We start from the raw sequence: 13,840 nt of genomic DNA on the forward strand, positions 1-13,840 counted from the left end.
AGCCAGGCCGTCAGCAGTTCCGGGTGGCCGTTCGACCCCGTGCCCTGGCACGCTGCCTGACTGCTGCCGATGCCCGCCATGCTGCCGGCGACCCCGTCGCCCGATGAGCCCCTGAGACTGCCCACGCTGCTGGGCAGCGACCCGCTGGTTCGCCAGCAGGTGGGCGTGGTGCTGTTCTCCACCGGCACCTACGCGATCTACGGCCTGATCACGCTGGCCCAGGCGGCCATGGGGCTGATGCCCTGGTCGCTGGCCTGGGCATTGGTAGCCGCGTCGATGGCCATGAACGGCGTGTTCTACCTCGCCGTGCGCAGCGGTGCGGTCAGCCACGGCAGCGACCCCGGCCTGGGCCGGTTGCAGCTGCTGGTGGGCGTGCTGTGCATGTACATCGGCTATGCCGCCGCCGGGCCGGCCGCCAGCGCGGTGCTGCTGGCCATGGCCAGCCACATCGTGTACTCGATGTTCGCGATGACGCCGCGCCAGGTGTGGCGCCTGGCGCTCGGCAGCCTGGGCGGGCTGGCGCTGACCATGGTGCTGTGCCACTGGGCCTGGCCCGAGCGCTATGCCGTGCCGGTGCAGGCCACGGGCCTGCTGTACGCGCTGATGGTGGTGCCGCTGATCGCGCTGCTGGCCCACCGCGTGACGCACATGACCACCACGCTGAAGCGCCAGCGCGCCGAGCTGCAGGCCGCCATGGCCCGGCTGGAGGAACTGGCCACGCGCGACGAGCTGACCCGCACCCACAACCGCCGCCACATGGGCGAGTTGTTGCGCCAGCAGCAGGCGCTACACCGGCGCCTGGGCCAGCCGCTGGCGGTGGCGCTGCTCGACATCGACCACTTCAAATCGGTCAACGACCACCACGGCCATGCCATGGGCGACGAGGTGCTGCGCCATTTCGCGCAGCGCCTGGGCGCGCAGCTGCGCTCGGTGGACGCGGTGGCGCGCTGGGGTGGCGAGGAGTTCCTGGTGCTGCTGCCGGCCACGGCCCGCGCCGACGCGCTGGTGGCGATGGACCGCCTGCAGCAGCACCTGGCCGAGGCGCCGGCCGACGGCCTGCCCGGCGGGCTGCGCATCTCGTTCTCGGCCGGCGTCACCGAGTTCGGCCCGCAGGACACGGTGGACGCCGTGGTCGAGCGCGCCGACCAGGCCATGTACCGCGCCAAGACCAGCGGCCGCGCGCGCAGCGTGGCGGGGTGAGCCGCCGGCAGGGGCCGGGCTTGCCGCCTACACTGCCGCGCATGTCGTCGTCCCCCGTCTCCGCCGCCCTCGCGGCGCCCTCGGCCACGCCCCCGGCCGCGCCGTCCGACACCGCCAGCCCGGACCCGGTCAAGCCGCCGGTCAGGTCGCTGTCGGGCCTGCTGCCCTTTCTGCGGCCCTACCGCGGCCGCATCCTGCTGGCGCTGCTGTTCCTGGTGGGCGCGGCGGCCAGCACGCTGGCCTTTCCGATTGCGCTGAAGTCGCTGATCGACCAGGGTATCGTCGCCGCCGATCCCGGCCAGCGCGTGATGGCCCTGCGCGAGCACTTCATGGCGCTGTTCGGCGTGGGCGCGGCGCTGGGCCTGTTCTCGGCGCTGCGCTTTTATTCGGTCACCTGGCTGGGCGAGCGCGTGACGGCCGACCTGCGCTCGGCCGTCTATGCCCATGTGGTGACGCAAAGCCCCGAGTTCTTCGAGACCACCGCCTCGGGCGAGGTGCTCAGCCGCCTGACCACCGACACCACGCTGGTGCAGACGGTGGTGGGCTCCAGCCTCAGCATGGGCCTGCGCAATACGGTGATGGGCCTGGGCGCCCTGGGCATGCTGATCGTCACCAACCCCACGGTGATGCTGCCGGTGCTGGGGATCCTGGTGCTGGTGGTGCTGCCCAGCCTGGCCTTTGGCCGCCGCGTGCGCAAGCTCAGCCGCGCCAGCCAGGACCGCGTGGCCGACAGCAGCGCCATCGCCGCCGAAGTGCTGAATGCCATTCCGGTGGTGCAAGGCCACCGCCAGGAGGCGCGCGAGGCGCAACGCTTCGCCGAGGCCACCGAGCGCGCCTTCGACACCGCCCGCCGCCGCACCCGCGTGCGCGCCGCGCTGGTGGCCTTCATCATCACGGCCACCTTCGGCGCGCTGCTGTGGGGCCTGTACCAGGGCACGCAGGCGGTGGTGGCCGGGCGCATCAGCGCCGGCCACCTGGGGCAGACGGTGGTGTTCGTGATCATCCTGGTCAGCAGCGTGGCAGTGCTCAGCGAGGTGTATGGCGACCTGCTGCGCGCCGCCGGTGCCACCGAGCGGCTGATGGAATTGCTCTCGGCCCGCTCGCCGGTGGCCGATCCGGCGCGGCCCGTGGCGCTGCCGGCGGTGCAAGGTGGCTCGGCGGTGCGATTCGAGGGCGTGGGCTTCCACTACCCGTCGCGGCCCGGCATGCCGGCGCTCAGCGAGGTCAACCTCGACGTGCGCCCAGGCGAGACCGTGGCCCTGGTGGGCCCCAGCGGCGCGGGCAAGAGCACCATGCTGCAGCTGCTGCTGCGCTTCTACGACGTGCAGCACGGCGGTGTGACGGTGGACGGCGTGGACGTGCGCGACGCCAGCCTGGCCAGCCTGCGCGGGCGCATCGGCATCGTGCCGCAGGACTCGACCATCTTCTCCACCAGCGCGCTGGAGAACATCCGCTACGGCCGACCGGAGGCCACCGAGGCCGAGGTCATCGCCGCCGCCAAGGCGGCCTTCGCGCACGACTTCATCGAGAAGCTGCCCGAGGGCTACGACACCTACCTGGGCGAGCGCGGCGTGCGCCTGAGCGGTGGCCAGCGCCAGCGCATCAGCATCGCCCGCGCCATGCTGAAGAACCCGCCGCTGCTGCTGCTGGACGAGGCCACCAGCGCGCTGGACGCCGAAAGCGAGCGCATGGTGCAGGCCGCGCTGGAAAAGGCCATGGCCGACCGCACCACGCTGGTCATCGCGCACCGCCTGGCCACCGTGCAGAAGGCCGACCGCATCGTGGTGATGGACGGCGGGCGCATCGTCGACATCGGCCGGCACGATGAGCTGGTGGCCCGCGGCGGGCTCTATGCCCGTCTGGCATCCATGCAGTTCGGGCTGGAAGCGGCCTGAGCTTCTGGATAATCCGCCGTCTCCCGTTCGCGTTCCGCCCATGACCCGCCCGATCCGATCCCAGTACGAAGACTTCATGCGCCACGTGGCCGAGCATGGCGTGGCCAAGGGCGACCGCACCGGCACCGGCACGCGCAGTGTGTTCGGCCACCAAATGCGCTTCGACCTGAACGAGGGCTTTCCGCTGGTCACCACCAAGAAGGTGTTCCTGAAGGCCATCATCGTCGAGCTGCTGTGGTTCCTGCGCGGCGACAGCAACGTGAAGTGGCTGCAGGATCGCGGCTGCACCATCTGGGACGAGTGGGCGCGCGAGGACGGCGACCTGGGCCCGGTCTACGGCGTGCAGTGGCGCAACTGGCCCACACCGGACGGCGGCCACATCGACCAGATCAGCCAGGTGGTGCAGCAGCTGAAAGGCAACCCCGACAGCCGCCGCATCATCGTCAGCGCCTGGAACGTGGCCGACCTGGACAAGATGGCGCTGATGCCCTGCCACGCCTTCTTCCAGTTCTACGTGGCGCCGGCCACCGAGCCCGGCGGCCGCGGCAAGCTCAGCTGCCAGCTCTACCAGCGCAGCGCCGACATCTTCCTGGGCGTGCCCTTCAACATCGCCAGCTACGCGCTGCTGACCCACATGCTGGCCCAGCAGTGCGACCTGGATGTGGGCGACTTCATCTGGACCGGCGGCGACTGCCACATCTACAACGACCATCTGGAGCAATGCGCGCTGCAACTCACGCGCCAGCCCTACCCGTATCCCACGCTGAAGCTGCTGCGCCGCCCCGCTTCGATCTTCGATTACGCCTATGAGGACTTCGAGGTCGTCGACTACCAGCACCACCCGCTGATCCGCGGCAACGTGTCGAAATGAACAAGGCCGCGCCGGCAACTGGTTTGCCGTCGATGTTCATCGCCTCGTCGAGCGAAGGCCTGCCGGTGGCCTACGACGTGCAGGAGGCACTGGAGTACGACTGCCACGCCACGGTGTGGAAGCAAGGCGTGTTCGAGGCCGGACACACCGTGATGCAGGACCTGCTGGCGGCGCTGCCGCGCCACGATGTGGCGCTGTTCGTCTTCACTCCCGACGACGCGGTGACGATCCGCGGCCAATCGTGGACCGCTGTGCGCGACAACGTGGTGTTCGAGCTGGGTCTGTTCATCGGCGCGCTGGGCCTGGACCGCTGCTTCCACCTGCTGCCTCGCGGCGAGAACACCTTGCGACTGCCCAGCGACCTGGCAGGCCTGCTGCCTTTGGACTACCCCACCGACCGGCCCGATGGCAACCGACTGGCCGCGCTGGGCCCCGCCTGCAACAAGCTGCGCCGACGGCTGCGCGCCATCGCTGACGCCATACCGGGACCATCGGGCGGTCACCGTGCCGGGGATGGCGACCCGCACCGCACCGCACCATCCGCGCCACCCGCGCCAACCACCAATCGGTCCCTGGCGCACCTTCAACACTATCTGTCGATCTGGAACGGTACCGAGATGGCGGCCGACCGGGCCAGGCTGCGCGCGGGCATCGTCGCCGATCATGCGATGGCGGCCGAGGACGGCTCGCGAGCGTGCCTGGCGCGGGTGTACCACTTCCTCGACTCCATGGCCGATGCCGTGCTCGACGGCGCACTGGACGACACGCAGGCGCAATCGCACTTCAGGCCGGCGGTCCGTTCGGTCTGGCCATGGGCCAGCCAGCTGCTGGCGCCCCCCAACCATGCGGACGAGTTCTGGGATCCGCTCCCGGCCTTGGCTCGCCTCTACCAATCCTGGCAGTGAATCCGTCCATCTCTCACCCGTCCATCTCTCATCAAGGCGCGCTGTCGCTGATCGCCTCGGTGGCGCGCAACGGCAGCATCGGCAAGGGCAATGAGCTGGTGTGGGACGAGCCGGCCGACAAGCGCTGGTTCCGCCAGACCACGATGGGCTGCCCGGTGATCATGGGCCGCAAGACCTGGGACAGCATTCCCGCGCGCTTCCGCCCGTTGCCAGGACGGCTGAACATCGTGATCACGCGCCAGGCCGGCTGGCAGGCCGCCGGTGCCGAGGTGGTGCATGCGCTGGCCGACGCCGTGACGCTGGCGCGCGGGCGCCAGCCCGATGCCCGCCGCATCTTCGTGATCGGCGGCGGTCAGCTCTACTCCGAGGCCGTGCTGCTGGCCGACGAACTGGTGCTGACCGAGATCGACGCCGACCTGCCGGGTGACACGCACTTTCCGGCCTGGGACCGCCAGGCCTTCACCGAAGTGCAACGCCTGCCGCAGCACACGGCGGCCGCCGACGGGCAGGCGCCCACCGCCTTCGCCTTCGTGACCTACCAGCGCACGCGCTGAACCCCAACGCATTCCGAGGAGAGACCCCCATGTCCGGACACGGCTTCCACGTCCACGGCCCGCACGACCACGAACTCGAACACGCCGCCCAGCATGACCCCGAGGGCTTTGCCGGCCAGCTGGCGGTGATCACCGCCATCCTGGCCACGGTGGGTGCGCTGTTCTCGTACATGGGCGGGGCCACGCAGGCCAATGCCGGCCTGTACAAGAACAACGCGGCCATCAAGAAGACCGAGGCCTCGAACCAGTGGAACTACTACCAGGCCAAGAGCAGCAAGCAGAACCTCTCGGAACTGGCCGTGGCCCTGGTGCCCGAGGACCGCAAGCCCAAGTACCAGGACGAGATCGAGCGCTACAAGAAGGAAAAGGCCGAAATCAAGGCCGGCGCCGAGAAGCTCGAGGCCGAGGCCGTCGAGTGGGACAAGAAGAGCGACGAGCAGATGCACCAGCACCACCGCTGGGCCCAGGCCACCACGGCGCTGCAGATCTCGATCGCCATGGCCGCCATCGCGCTGCTGACCAAGAAGCGCTGGCTGGAATGGGGCACGATCGGCGTGGGCGCACTCGGCGTGGCCGTGGGCGTGGCCGCCTGGTTCCACATCTGATCGGCCCGCCGCGCCGGTGCCTCAGCCCCGGCCGCGCGCGAAAGGCCTTTCGAGCCGCCCCACCACCGCCAGCCGCACGGCGCTGTCGGGCGCCACGCGGCAGGCCAGCGTGCAGCCGGCAGCCTCTTCGGCCTGGCTGACATGGGCCCGGCTCACCGGGCCCAGGCGGCGCACGGTGCCATCGAGGATGCGCACCTTGCACACGCCGCAGCCGCCGTTGGCGCAGCCGGCCGGAATGCCCTTGCGGCCCAGCCGCAGCATGCCCAGCAGCAGGCTCTCGCCGGTGCCGCAGGCGTACTGCTCGCCGGTCTGTGCAACCTCGATGTTCACGGTCGATCGGGTGTTCAACAACATCTGACGCTCCCTGGCCCTGGCAGCACACAGCTTGCACAGCATGTGCCCGTCCGGCCCCAGGCGGCGCCCAATGGCCCGACATCCAGGGCAAACACCGAGAGAACGCCGCGCCAGCGGCCCGAACCGGCCGCGCGGCGCGGCGCGCCGGCGGCGGGGGCTGTGGACTTTGAAGCAGGTGCCGGCGCCGTCCGCCGGGCCCGCTGTCTGGATTCCCGCAACCCCGCCGCGGGCCGCGGGCCGCGGGCAGGCTAGCTGCCGCTGCCCACCACGCGCAGCGTGCCGCGCGCCGAGCGCACCGCGCCGCGGCCGCTGCGCTTGGCCTCGTAGCAGGCGGCATCGGCCTGCTCCAGCCACTGCGCCACGTTCTCGTGCTGCGCCCCCAGTTCGGCCACACCCAGGCTGGCGCCCACGCGCAACGGCAGGCCGTTCCAGTCCAGCGTGATGTCGGTGATGGCCTGGCGCACCTTCTCGGCCACCACCAGCGCGCGGTCGTGGTCACAGTGCGGCAGCAGCAGCGCGAACTCGTCGCCGCCGATGCGCGCCACCGTGTCGCTGCCGCGCACGCGGCTGCCGATGGCCTGGGCCACGGCCACCAGCATCGCGTCGCCGGCGGCGTGGCCGGCGGTGTCGTTGATCGGCTTGAAATGGTCCAGGTCGATCATCACCACCGCTGCCGGCCGGCTGGCCGGCTGGCCGGCGAACTCGAAGGACAGCGCGCGCTCGAAGCCCTTGCGGTTCATGGCCCCGGTCAGCGGATCGTGCATCGCGGCATGCTCGAGCTGGCGGCGCGAGTGCACCTGCTCGCTGACATCGTTGACGCTCCAGATCGTGCCGGCCTGGCTGTCGTACGGGTCCACCGGCCGCGCGCGCAGGCCGCCCCAGAACACGCGGCCGTCCTGGTGGCGCAGCTGCACCTCGCCCACATAGGGCTCGCCGGCCGCGAAGGCCGCGCCCACCTGCGGGCCGAGGCCCTCGTACTCCTCGGGCGAGGCGAAGATCATCACCGTGGGCTGGCCCAGCAGCGCGTACTCGGGGTAGCCCAGCAGCTTGCAGAACTCGGCACTCACCAGCTCGAAGCAGCGGTTGCGGGTGAAGGCGATGCCCACCGGCGCGGCGCTCATCACCGAGCCCAGCTTGCGCAGCACCTGGGCGTTGAAGTCCTCCATCTGCCGGCGCTCGGCCCACACATGGCGCAGCGTGCGCGACAGGCGGCCCACTTCGCCGTCGGCCTCGGGCCAGTCGCCCTCGGCATCGCCTTGCAGCAGCCGCGCGGCGCGCGCCTCCAGCGCGTCCAGCGGACGCAGCTGCCAGGCCAGGAAGGCCATCATCGCGCCGGCCAGCAAGAAGGCCAGCGCGGCCGAACTGCGCATCGCACGCAGGCGGGCCTCGCGCAGCGGCGCCAGCAGGGCCGCGCGGTCGTGCATGCGCCACACGCGCCAGCCGCTGCCGGCATCGACCGCGGTGGCGATGACATGCGTGGCGTCGTCGGCCTGCGGATCGTCGGTCCATTGCGCGGGCCGGCCCGCCGCCACCCAGCGCGCGTGGGCGGCCGCCAGGCCGGGCTCGTCGGCCAGTGGCGCCAGCACGCGGTCGCGCCGCGGATGCGCCAGCACCTGGCCGTCGTCGTTGCTGACGATCACGGTGATGTCCTGCGCCCCGTCGGTGGCCTGGGCCAGGTCGGCCATCAGCTCGCGGCTGGTCAGGCGCAGCGCGCCGCCCACGCTGCCGCGCAGGCCCGAGGCGTCCAGCAGCGGCTGCAGGAACACCACCACCGGCTCGCCGGCCACGCGGCCCGACAGCGGCCCGGAGATCACGCTGCGGCGCTCGCGCAGCATGGTCTGGAAGTACGGGCGGTCGCTCAGGTCGGTGGCCGGCGTGCGCATGCCCAGCGGGTCCACGTAGACCTGCAGCCGCCCCTGCGGCGTGGTGACGAACAGGTTCGAGAACAGGCCACGCAGCACCGCCTGGTGCTCCAGGAACTGGCCCATGCGGCGCGGGTCGTTGACCATGTCCGCCTCAATCTGCGGCGCCAGCGCACCCAGCGCGTGGCGCATCACGTCGATGCGGCGGCCCAGCGACAGCGCGGTGCGCGTGGCTTCGGCCTGCTCGTGCCGGCCGGCCTGCACCAGGGTGTCCTGCTCGGCGCTCTCGACCATCCACCACACGGTCAGGCTCATGCCCAGCAGCAGCGCCGCCAGGCCACCCAGGGCCAGGCGCGCCTTCAGAGAACCGCGCCAGTGGCGCGGGTGCCAGCGGTTCAGCCGCGCACGCCAGACTTCGCGCGCAGACGCAGGCGCAGGCGGGTCCAGCCCGCCATCTCCCACGAACAGATCGGCATCCATCGACTCGTTCCCCTGCGGGCCTGCCCTCGGCCGGCTGCACGACGAAGCCGATCAGCCAGGCGGACCCATGAAACGACGAGTCTGCGCCGGACGGCCGACCGGCATCCGGCGAACAGGCGCGGCAAGGCCCCGCTATTCGCGCACGGCCGATAATCGCGCCGCCTCACCGAGAACCCGCGCCTGCCGCGTCGCCGATGAAACTTGCCACCTGGAACGTGAACTCCCTGGCCGTGCGCCTGCCGCAGTTGCTGGACTGGCTGGCCGCGCAGCAGCCCGACGCGCTGGTGCTGCAGGAAACCAAGCTCACCGACGACAAGTTCCCGCACGCGGCGCTGGCCGAGGCCGGCTGGCACAGCGCCTGGTTCGGCCAGAAGACCTACAACGGCGTGGCGCTGCTGGCCCGCGCCGAGCCGGCCGACGTGGTGCGCAACATCCCCGGCTTCGCCGACGAGCAGGCGCGCGTCATCGCCGGCACGGTGGCGGGCGTGCGCGTGGTCGGGGCGTACTTCCCGAACGGCCAGGCGCCGGGCAGCGACAAGTTCGCCTACAAGATGGGCTGGCTGCAGGCGCTGGAAGACTGGCTGCGCGCCGAACTGGCCGCGCACCCGCAGCTGGTGCTGATGGGCGACTACAACATCGCCCCCGAAGACCGCGACGTGTTCGACCCGGTGGCCTGGGCCGGCCAGATCCACTGCACCGACGAGGAACGCGCGCACTTCCGCGCGCTGCTGGACCTGGGCCTGCACGATGCCTTCCGGATGTTCGAGCAGCCGCCCAAGAGCTGGAGCTGGTGGGACTACCGCAACCTGGCCTTCCGCAAGAACCAGGGCCTGCGCATCGACCACATCCTGGTCAGCGAGGCACTGCGCAGCCGCGTCGCGGCCTGCAGCATCGACAAGCAGCCGCGCCGCAACGAACGCCCCAGCGACCACGCGCCGGTCCTGGTCGAGCTGCGGGCCTGACGCCTGGCCGCTGCGCCGCGCCTGTGGCACCATCGCGCCTTGCAGCCGCGCGGAGCGACATGCACCGCCCGGCCGGCCCGCAGCGCTCACCACAACAAAATCAACGCCGTCATCGAGGGTAGTACCGTGGGGCAGTCCAGATCCACGCCGAACCGTGCCCGGCCACGTGCCAGCATGGGCAGCCGCCTGTGGCAGCAGCTGCAGGCCTGGCGGCAACGCACGCCGTGGTCGCGTGCCGGCTCCGACGACGACGGCGACGCCGAGCGCGCCAGCGGCGAACTCACCACCCTACCCCCGCCCAGCCGCGGCCAGGCCCTGCGTGCCGCATGGCGCACGCTGCACGAGCGCATGGACAGCCGCCCGGCCATGCGCCAGGTGCTGCCGCACCTGGCCGCGATCGAGCGGGCGCTGGGCCGCCATGGCTCGCGCGCGCTGCACAAGCTGCCGGTGCCGGTGCTGCACCGCGGCCTGACGCAGCTGACCCTGCTGCAAGGCGACGACGACGCGCCGCTGGACGCGGCCAACCTGCGCGTGCTGCGCCTGCGCCTGATCGAGGCCATCGCGCTGCGCAGCGCACCGGCCGCCGGCAGCGAAGCGCCGCCGCCTGCGCGCCCCAGCCGGCGCGCGGCAACGGCCACGGCCCGCGGCTTCGCACCGTCCAGCCACCTGGCCAGCAGCCAGCTGACGAGCAGCCAGCTGCACAGCAGCGGGCTGAGCACCGGCATGGACGTGTCGGAGGTCTCGGTCGACGACTTCGACGAGGCCGAGCGCACGATCAGCGGCCTGCGCCGGCACTGAGCGCACCGCGCAGGGCCAGCCGGCCAACCGGCCGGCCGGCCGTGGCGATGCCGTCAGTCGTCCAGACCCAGTTCCTGGATCTTGCGCGTGATGGTGTTGCGGCCGATGCCCAGCTTGTGCGCCGCCTCGATGCGGCGGCCGCGCGTGATCTCCAGCGCGGTGTGGATCAGCTGCCCCTCGAACTGACGGGTCAGCGTGTCCCAGACCTGCGGGTCGCCCGATTCGAGCAGGCGACGCGCCTCGCGCTGCAGATCCTGCAGCCAGCCCTGGCCGTTGGCATGGGCCGGTGCCACCGGCGCGCCCGCCTCGCCTGCCGGCAGCGCGCCCGGCGGGGGCGCCGTCGGGGCCGGTGCCCAGGCCATGGCCGCGCCCCCCGGCACCTCGCCGGCAGCCGGTGCGGCCAGGCTCTGCGGCGCCGCGCCGCCTTGCAGCGGCACCTCGCTCAGCAGTTCGGGCGGCAGGTCCTTGGGCTCGATCACCTGGGCCGGCGCCATCACCGTGAGCCAGTGGCACACGTTTTCCAGCTGGCGCACGTTGCCCGGGAAGTCGAAGCCCATCAGCCGCTCCAGCGCGGCCTCGGTGATGCGCTTGGCCTCCACGCCCAGCTCCTTGGCGCTCTTGGCCAGGAAGAAGCGGGTCAGGCCGGCGATGTCCTCGCGGCGCTCGCGCAGCGGCGGCAGGCGCAGGCGGATGACGTTCAGGCGGTGGAACAAGTCCTCGCGGAACGCGCCCTCGCGCACCCGCTGCTCCAGGTTCTGGTGCGTGGCGGCGATCACCCGCACATTGGCCTTCAGCGGCTGGTGGCCGCCCACGCGGTAAAACTGTCCGTCGCTCAGCACGCGCAGCAGGCGCGTCTGCAGGTCGAAGGGCATGTCGCCGATTTCGTCGAGGAACAGCGTGCCCTCGTCGGCCTGCTCGAAGCGCCCGCGGCGCGTGGTCTGCGCGCCGGTGAAGGCGCCGCGCTCATGGCCGAACAGCTCGCTTTCCAGCAGGTCCTTCGGAATGGCCGCGGTGTTGATGGCGATGAACGGCCCCGCCGCACGCGGGCTGTGCTTGTGCAGCGCACGCGCCACCAGTTCCTTGCCCGAGCCGGATTCACCGGTGATCAGCACCGTGACGTTGCTCTGGCTGAGGCGGCCGATGGCGCGGAACACGTCCTGCATCGCCGGCGCCTGGCCCAACATCTCGGGCATCTGGGCCTGGGCGATGTCGCGCACCTGCTCGCGCAGGCTTTCGTCGACGGCGCGGCGGATCAGCTCCACCGCCTTGGGCAGGTCAAACGGCTTGGGCAGGTACTCGAAGGCCCCGCCCTGGAAGGCGCTGACCGCGCTGTCCAGGTCGGAGTAGGCGGTCATGATGATGACCGGTAGGCCGGGCAGGCGCTGCTTGACCTTGGCCAGCAGGTCGATGCCCGAACCACCGGGCATGCGGATGTCGCTGACCAGCACCTGCGGCTCGTCGTCGTCGAGCGCGGTCAGCACATCGCGCGGGTTCGAGAAGCTTCGCGTGGCGAACTGCTCGCGGGCCAGGGCCTTTTCGAGCACGAAGCGGATGGATTGGTCGTCGTCTACGATCCAGATGGGTTTCATTCGGCGGCGGCCTGGTTGCCGGATCCCGGCCCGATCAGGGCAGCGGAATCACGATTCGGAACACGGTCCGGCCAGGCTCGCTGTCGCATTCGATCATGCCCTGGTGCTGCTGCACGAAGGTTTGCGCCAACGTCAGCCCGAGGCCCGAACCGCCATCGCGTCCCGACACCAGCGGGAAGAAGATGCGATCACGGATGTCCTCGGGCACGCCCGGTCCGTTGTCCTCGATATGCAATTCCAGTGCCAGTCGGAAGCGCTGCTTGCCGATGGTGGCCTGACGCGACACGCGCGTGCGCAGCACGATGCGGCCATCGCCCGCGGCGATGCGGTCGGCCAGCGCATGGGCGGCGTTGTGGGCGATGTTGAGCACGGCCTGGATCAGCTGCTCGCGGTCGCCGCGGAACTCGGGGATCGAGGTGTCGTAGTCGCGCTGCACCGACAGCCCGCGCGGAAACTCGGCCAGGATCAGCGAGCGCACGCGCTCGCAGACCTCGTGGATGTTGACGTCGCTCACCACGTGCGGACGGCGGTGCGGCGCCAGCAGCCGGTCGACCAGGGCCTGCAGGCGGTCGGCCTCGTGGATGATGACCTCGGTGTACTCCTTGAGCTCCTTGCTCTCGATGTCCATGGCCAGCAGCTGCGCCGCACCACGGATGCCACCCAGCGGGTTCTTGATCTCGTGGGCCAGGTTGCGGATCAGCTCCTTGTTGGCCTGCACCTGGCCGAGCGCCCGCTCCTCGCGGTCCTGCTTGGTTTGCTGCTCGATCTCCAGCATCTCCACCAGCACGCGCTCGCCGCCGTGGTGGTCGATCTGCGTGACGATCACATGCACCGGCAGCAGCTCGTGCGCGGCCACCGGCGCACGGCGCAGCGTGGCATCGAAGCGGCCGGTGGCGATCTCGTTGCGGGCCACCGAATCCACCGTCTCGCGCAGCTGACGCGGATCGACGAACCAGTCGAACAGGTTGCCGCGCATCAGCGTGCGGCGCGACAGGCCGGCGATGTCCTCGAACATCGCGTTGACGAACAGCATGCGGCCATCGGGCCGCACCACGGCCACCATGGTGGCCAGCAGGTCCAGCGCGTCAAAGCGCGCCAGGCCGGAGGAAGACGGGGAGCTCATCGCGCTCAGGGGGTGATCTTCGCCAGCTCGCGCTTGATGGCCGCCACGTCGCTTTCGCTGCGCGTGATGGCGGCCTTCAGCTCGGCCGTGCGATCCAGGTACTTCTGGTAGTTGCGTTCGTCGCCGCGCCGCTCAGGCTCGCCGTTGTTGTAGTCGCGCTTGAGCTGGGCCAGGCGCTCTTCTTCCTTGCGCAGTTCGGCCTCGAGGATGCGGCGGGCATCGCTGTCGCGCTGGCGCTGGGCCGCGGGGTCGACCTTGGCCTCCGAGGCCCGCGGCGCGTTGGCATTGGCGTTGCCGGCATTGCTGGCCGGGGCACGCGGCCGCCCGCCCTGCACGATGGTGATCGGCGCCCCGTCGATGGTGCGGCAGCCACGGGCGCGCGCCTCCTCGTCGGTGAGCATGTTGGTGAACTCGTCGGCGCCGCCGGTCTTGCCCGGGCAGCGGTACACCGGGCCGGGTTGGGCCTGGGCCAGGCTGGCGGTGGCCAGCCCCAGGGCCAGCCCCCAGGCCGGCAGGCGCAAGGCGCGGGAGCGGCGGTTCACAACGGCATCGGGCATCGGGATTCGGCCTGTCCTACGGCCCCGACCAGGGCCGGCTGCGGCATTGTCGGGCAGAAAAAAGGGCGGCCCCTGGCCGCCCTTG

Annotated in this window: 13 protein-coding genes; 8 read left to right on the forward strand and 5 right to left on the reverse strand. The window is 71.2% G+C overall.

Annotated elements, in window-relative coordinates; translation table 11 throughout:
• The first annotated feature begins 78 nt into the window (after positions 1–78).
• Genes AACH10_RS19430 through AACH10_RS19455 form a run of 6 tightly spaced genes read left to right on the forward strand, consistent with a single transcriptional unit; the run spans position 79 to position 6,030 of the window.
• The gene (locus AACH10_RS19430) at positions 79–1,200 is read left to right on the forward strand and encodes a GGDEF domain-containing protein (protein ID WP_341412143.1); all 1,122 of its coding nucleotides are present in this window, start codon (positions 79–81) and stop codon (positions 1,198–1,200) included.
• 41 nt (positions 1,201–1,241) lie between these two features.
• Positions 1,242–3,095, forward strand: a complete 1,854-nt coding sequence (locus AACH10_RS19435; protein WP_341412144.1) for an ABC transporter transmembrane domain-containing protein — start codon at positions 1,242–1,244, stop codon at positions 3,093–3,095.
• 40 nt (positions 3,096–3,135) lie between these two features.
• Positions 3,136–3,966 (forward strand): thymidylate synthase, encoded by an 831-nt coding sequence (locus AACH10_RS19440; RefSeq protein WP_341412145.1) that lies wholly within the window; start codon positions 3,136–3,138, stop codon positions 3,964–3,966.
• The gene (locus AACH10_RS19445) at positions 3,963–4,871 is read left to right on the forward strand and encodes a TIR domain-containing protein (RefSeq protein ID WP_341412146.1); all 909 of its coding nucleotides are present in this window, start codon (positions 3,963–3,965) and stop codon (positions 4,869–4,871) included. Before AACH10_RS19440 ends, AACH10_RS19445 begins: the two co-directional genes overlap by 4 nt.
• The gene (locus tag AACH10_RS19450; protein WP_341412147.1) at positions 4,868–5,425 is read left to right on the forward strand and encodes a dihydrofolate reductase; all 558 of its coding nucleotides are present in this window, start codon (positions 4,868–4,870) and stop codon (positions 5,423–5,425) included. The genes AACH10_RS19445 and AACH10_RS19450 overlap by 4 nt, the downstream gene beginning before the upstream one ends.
• 29 nt (positions 5,426–5,454) lie before the next feature.
• Positions 5,455–6,030, forward strand: a complete 576-nt coding sequence (locus AACH10_RS19455) for a DUF4337 domain-containing protein (RefSeq protein ID WP_341412148.1) — start codon at positions 5,455–5,457, stop codon at positions 6,028–6,030.
• Between the two features lie 21 nt (positions 6,031–6,051).
• On the opposite strand, the gene AACH10_RS19460 is transcribed toward AACH10_RS19455, so the two are convergent.
• Both AACH10_RS19460 and AACH10_RS19465 read right to left on the reverse strand, forming a co-directional pair.
• The gene (locus tag AACH10_RS19460; protein WP_341412149.1) at positions 6,052–6,384 is read right to left on the reverse strand and encodes a 2Fe-2S iron-sulfur cluster-binding protein; all 333 of its coding nucleotides are present in this window, start codon (positions 6,382–6,384) and stop codon (positions 6,052–6,054) included.
• Positions 6,385–6,632: 248 nt separating this feature from the next.
• Positions 6,633–8,726: a sensor domain-containing diguanylate cyclase gene (locus tag AACH10_RS19465; RefSeq protein WP_341412150.1), complete on the reverse strand. Its 2,094-nt coding sequence runs from the start codon at positions 8,724–8,726 to the stop codon at positions 6,633–6,635.
• A gap of 194 nt (positions 8,727–8,920) precedes the next feature.
• Between AACH10_RS19465 and xth the strand changes: the two genes are divergently transcribed.
• Both xth and AACH10_RS19475 read left to right on the forward strand, forming a co-directional pair.
• Positions 8,921–9,688 (forward strand): exodeoxyribonuclease III, encoded by a 768-nt coding sequence (xth, locus tag AACH10_RS19470; protein ID WP_341412151.1) that lies wholly within the window; start codon positions 8,921–8,923, stop codon positions 9,686–9,688.
• A gap of 174 nt (positions 9,689–9,862) precedes the next feature.
• Positions 9,863–10,486 carry a hypothetical protein gene (locus tag AACH10_RS19475; protein WP_341412152.1) on the forward strand — a complete coding sequence of 208 codons (624 nt, stop codon included), beginning with the start codon at positions 9,863–9,865 and terminating at the stop codon, positions 10,484–10,486.
• Positions 10,487–10,539: 53 nt separating this feature from the next.
• Here the strand turns inward: AACH10_RS19475 and ntrC are convergent, their stop codons facing one another.
• The 3 genes from ntrC to AACH10_RS19490 are packed head-to-tail and all read right to left on the reverse strand — an operon-like array spanning position 10,540 to position 13,755.
• On the reverse strand, positions 10,540–12,075 hold the full coding sequence (gene ntrC / locus AACH10_RS19480; RefSeq protein ID WP_341412153.1) for a nitrogen regulation protein NR(I): 1,536 nt from the start codon (positions 12,073–12,075) through the stop codon (positions 10,540–10,542).
• A 34-nt stretch (positions 12,076–12,109) separates the two neighbouring features.
• Positions 12,110–13,198, reverse strand: coding sequence for a nitrogen regulation protein NR(II) (gene glnL / locus AACH10_RS19485; RefSeq protein WP_341412154.1), 1,089 nt, complete (start codon positions 13,196–13,198; stop codon positions 12,110–12,112).
• Between the two features lie 5 nt (positions 13,199–13,203).
• Positions 13,204–13,755 (reverse strand): hypothetical protein, encoded by a 552-nt coding sequence (locus tag AACH10_RS19490; RefSeq protein ID WP_341412155.1) that lies wholly within the window; start codon positions 13,753–13,755, stop codon positions 13,204–13,206.
• Positions 13,756–13,840: the final 85 nt, after the last annotated feature.

Source organism: Pseudaquabacterium inlustre, from assembly GCF_038066595.1.
In the GTDB taxonomy this organism is placed as follows: domain Bacteria; phylum Pseudomonadota; class Gammaproteobacteria; order Burkholderiales; family Burkholderiaceae_C; genus Pseudaquabacterium; species Pseudaquabacterium inlustre.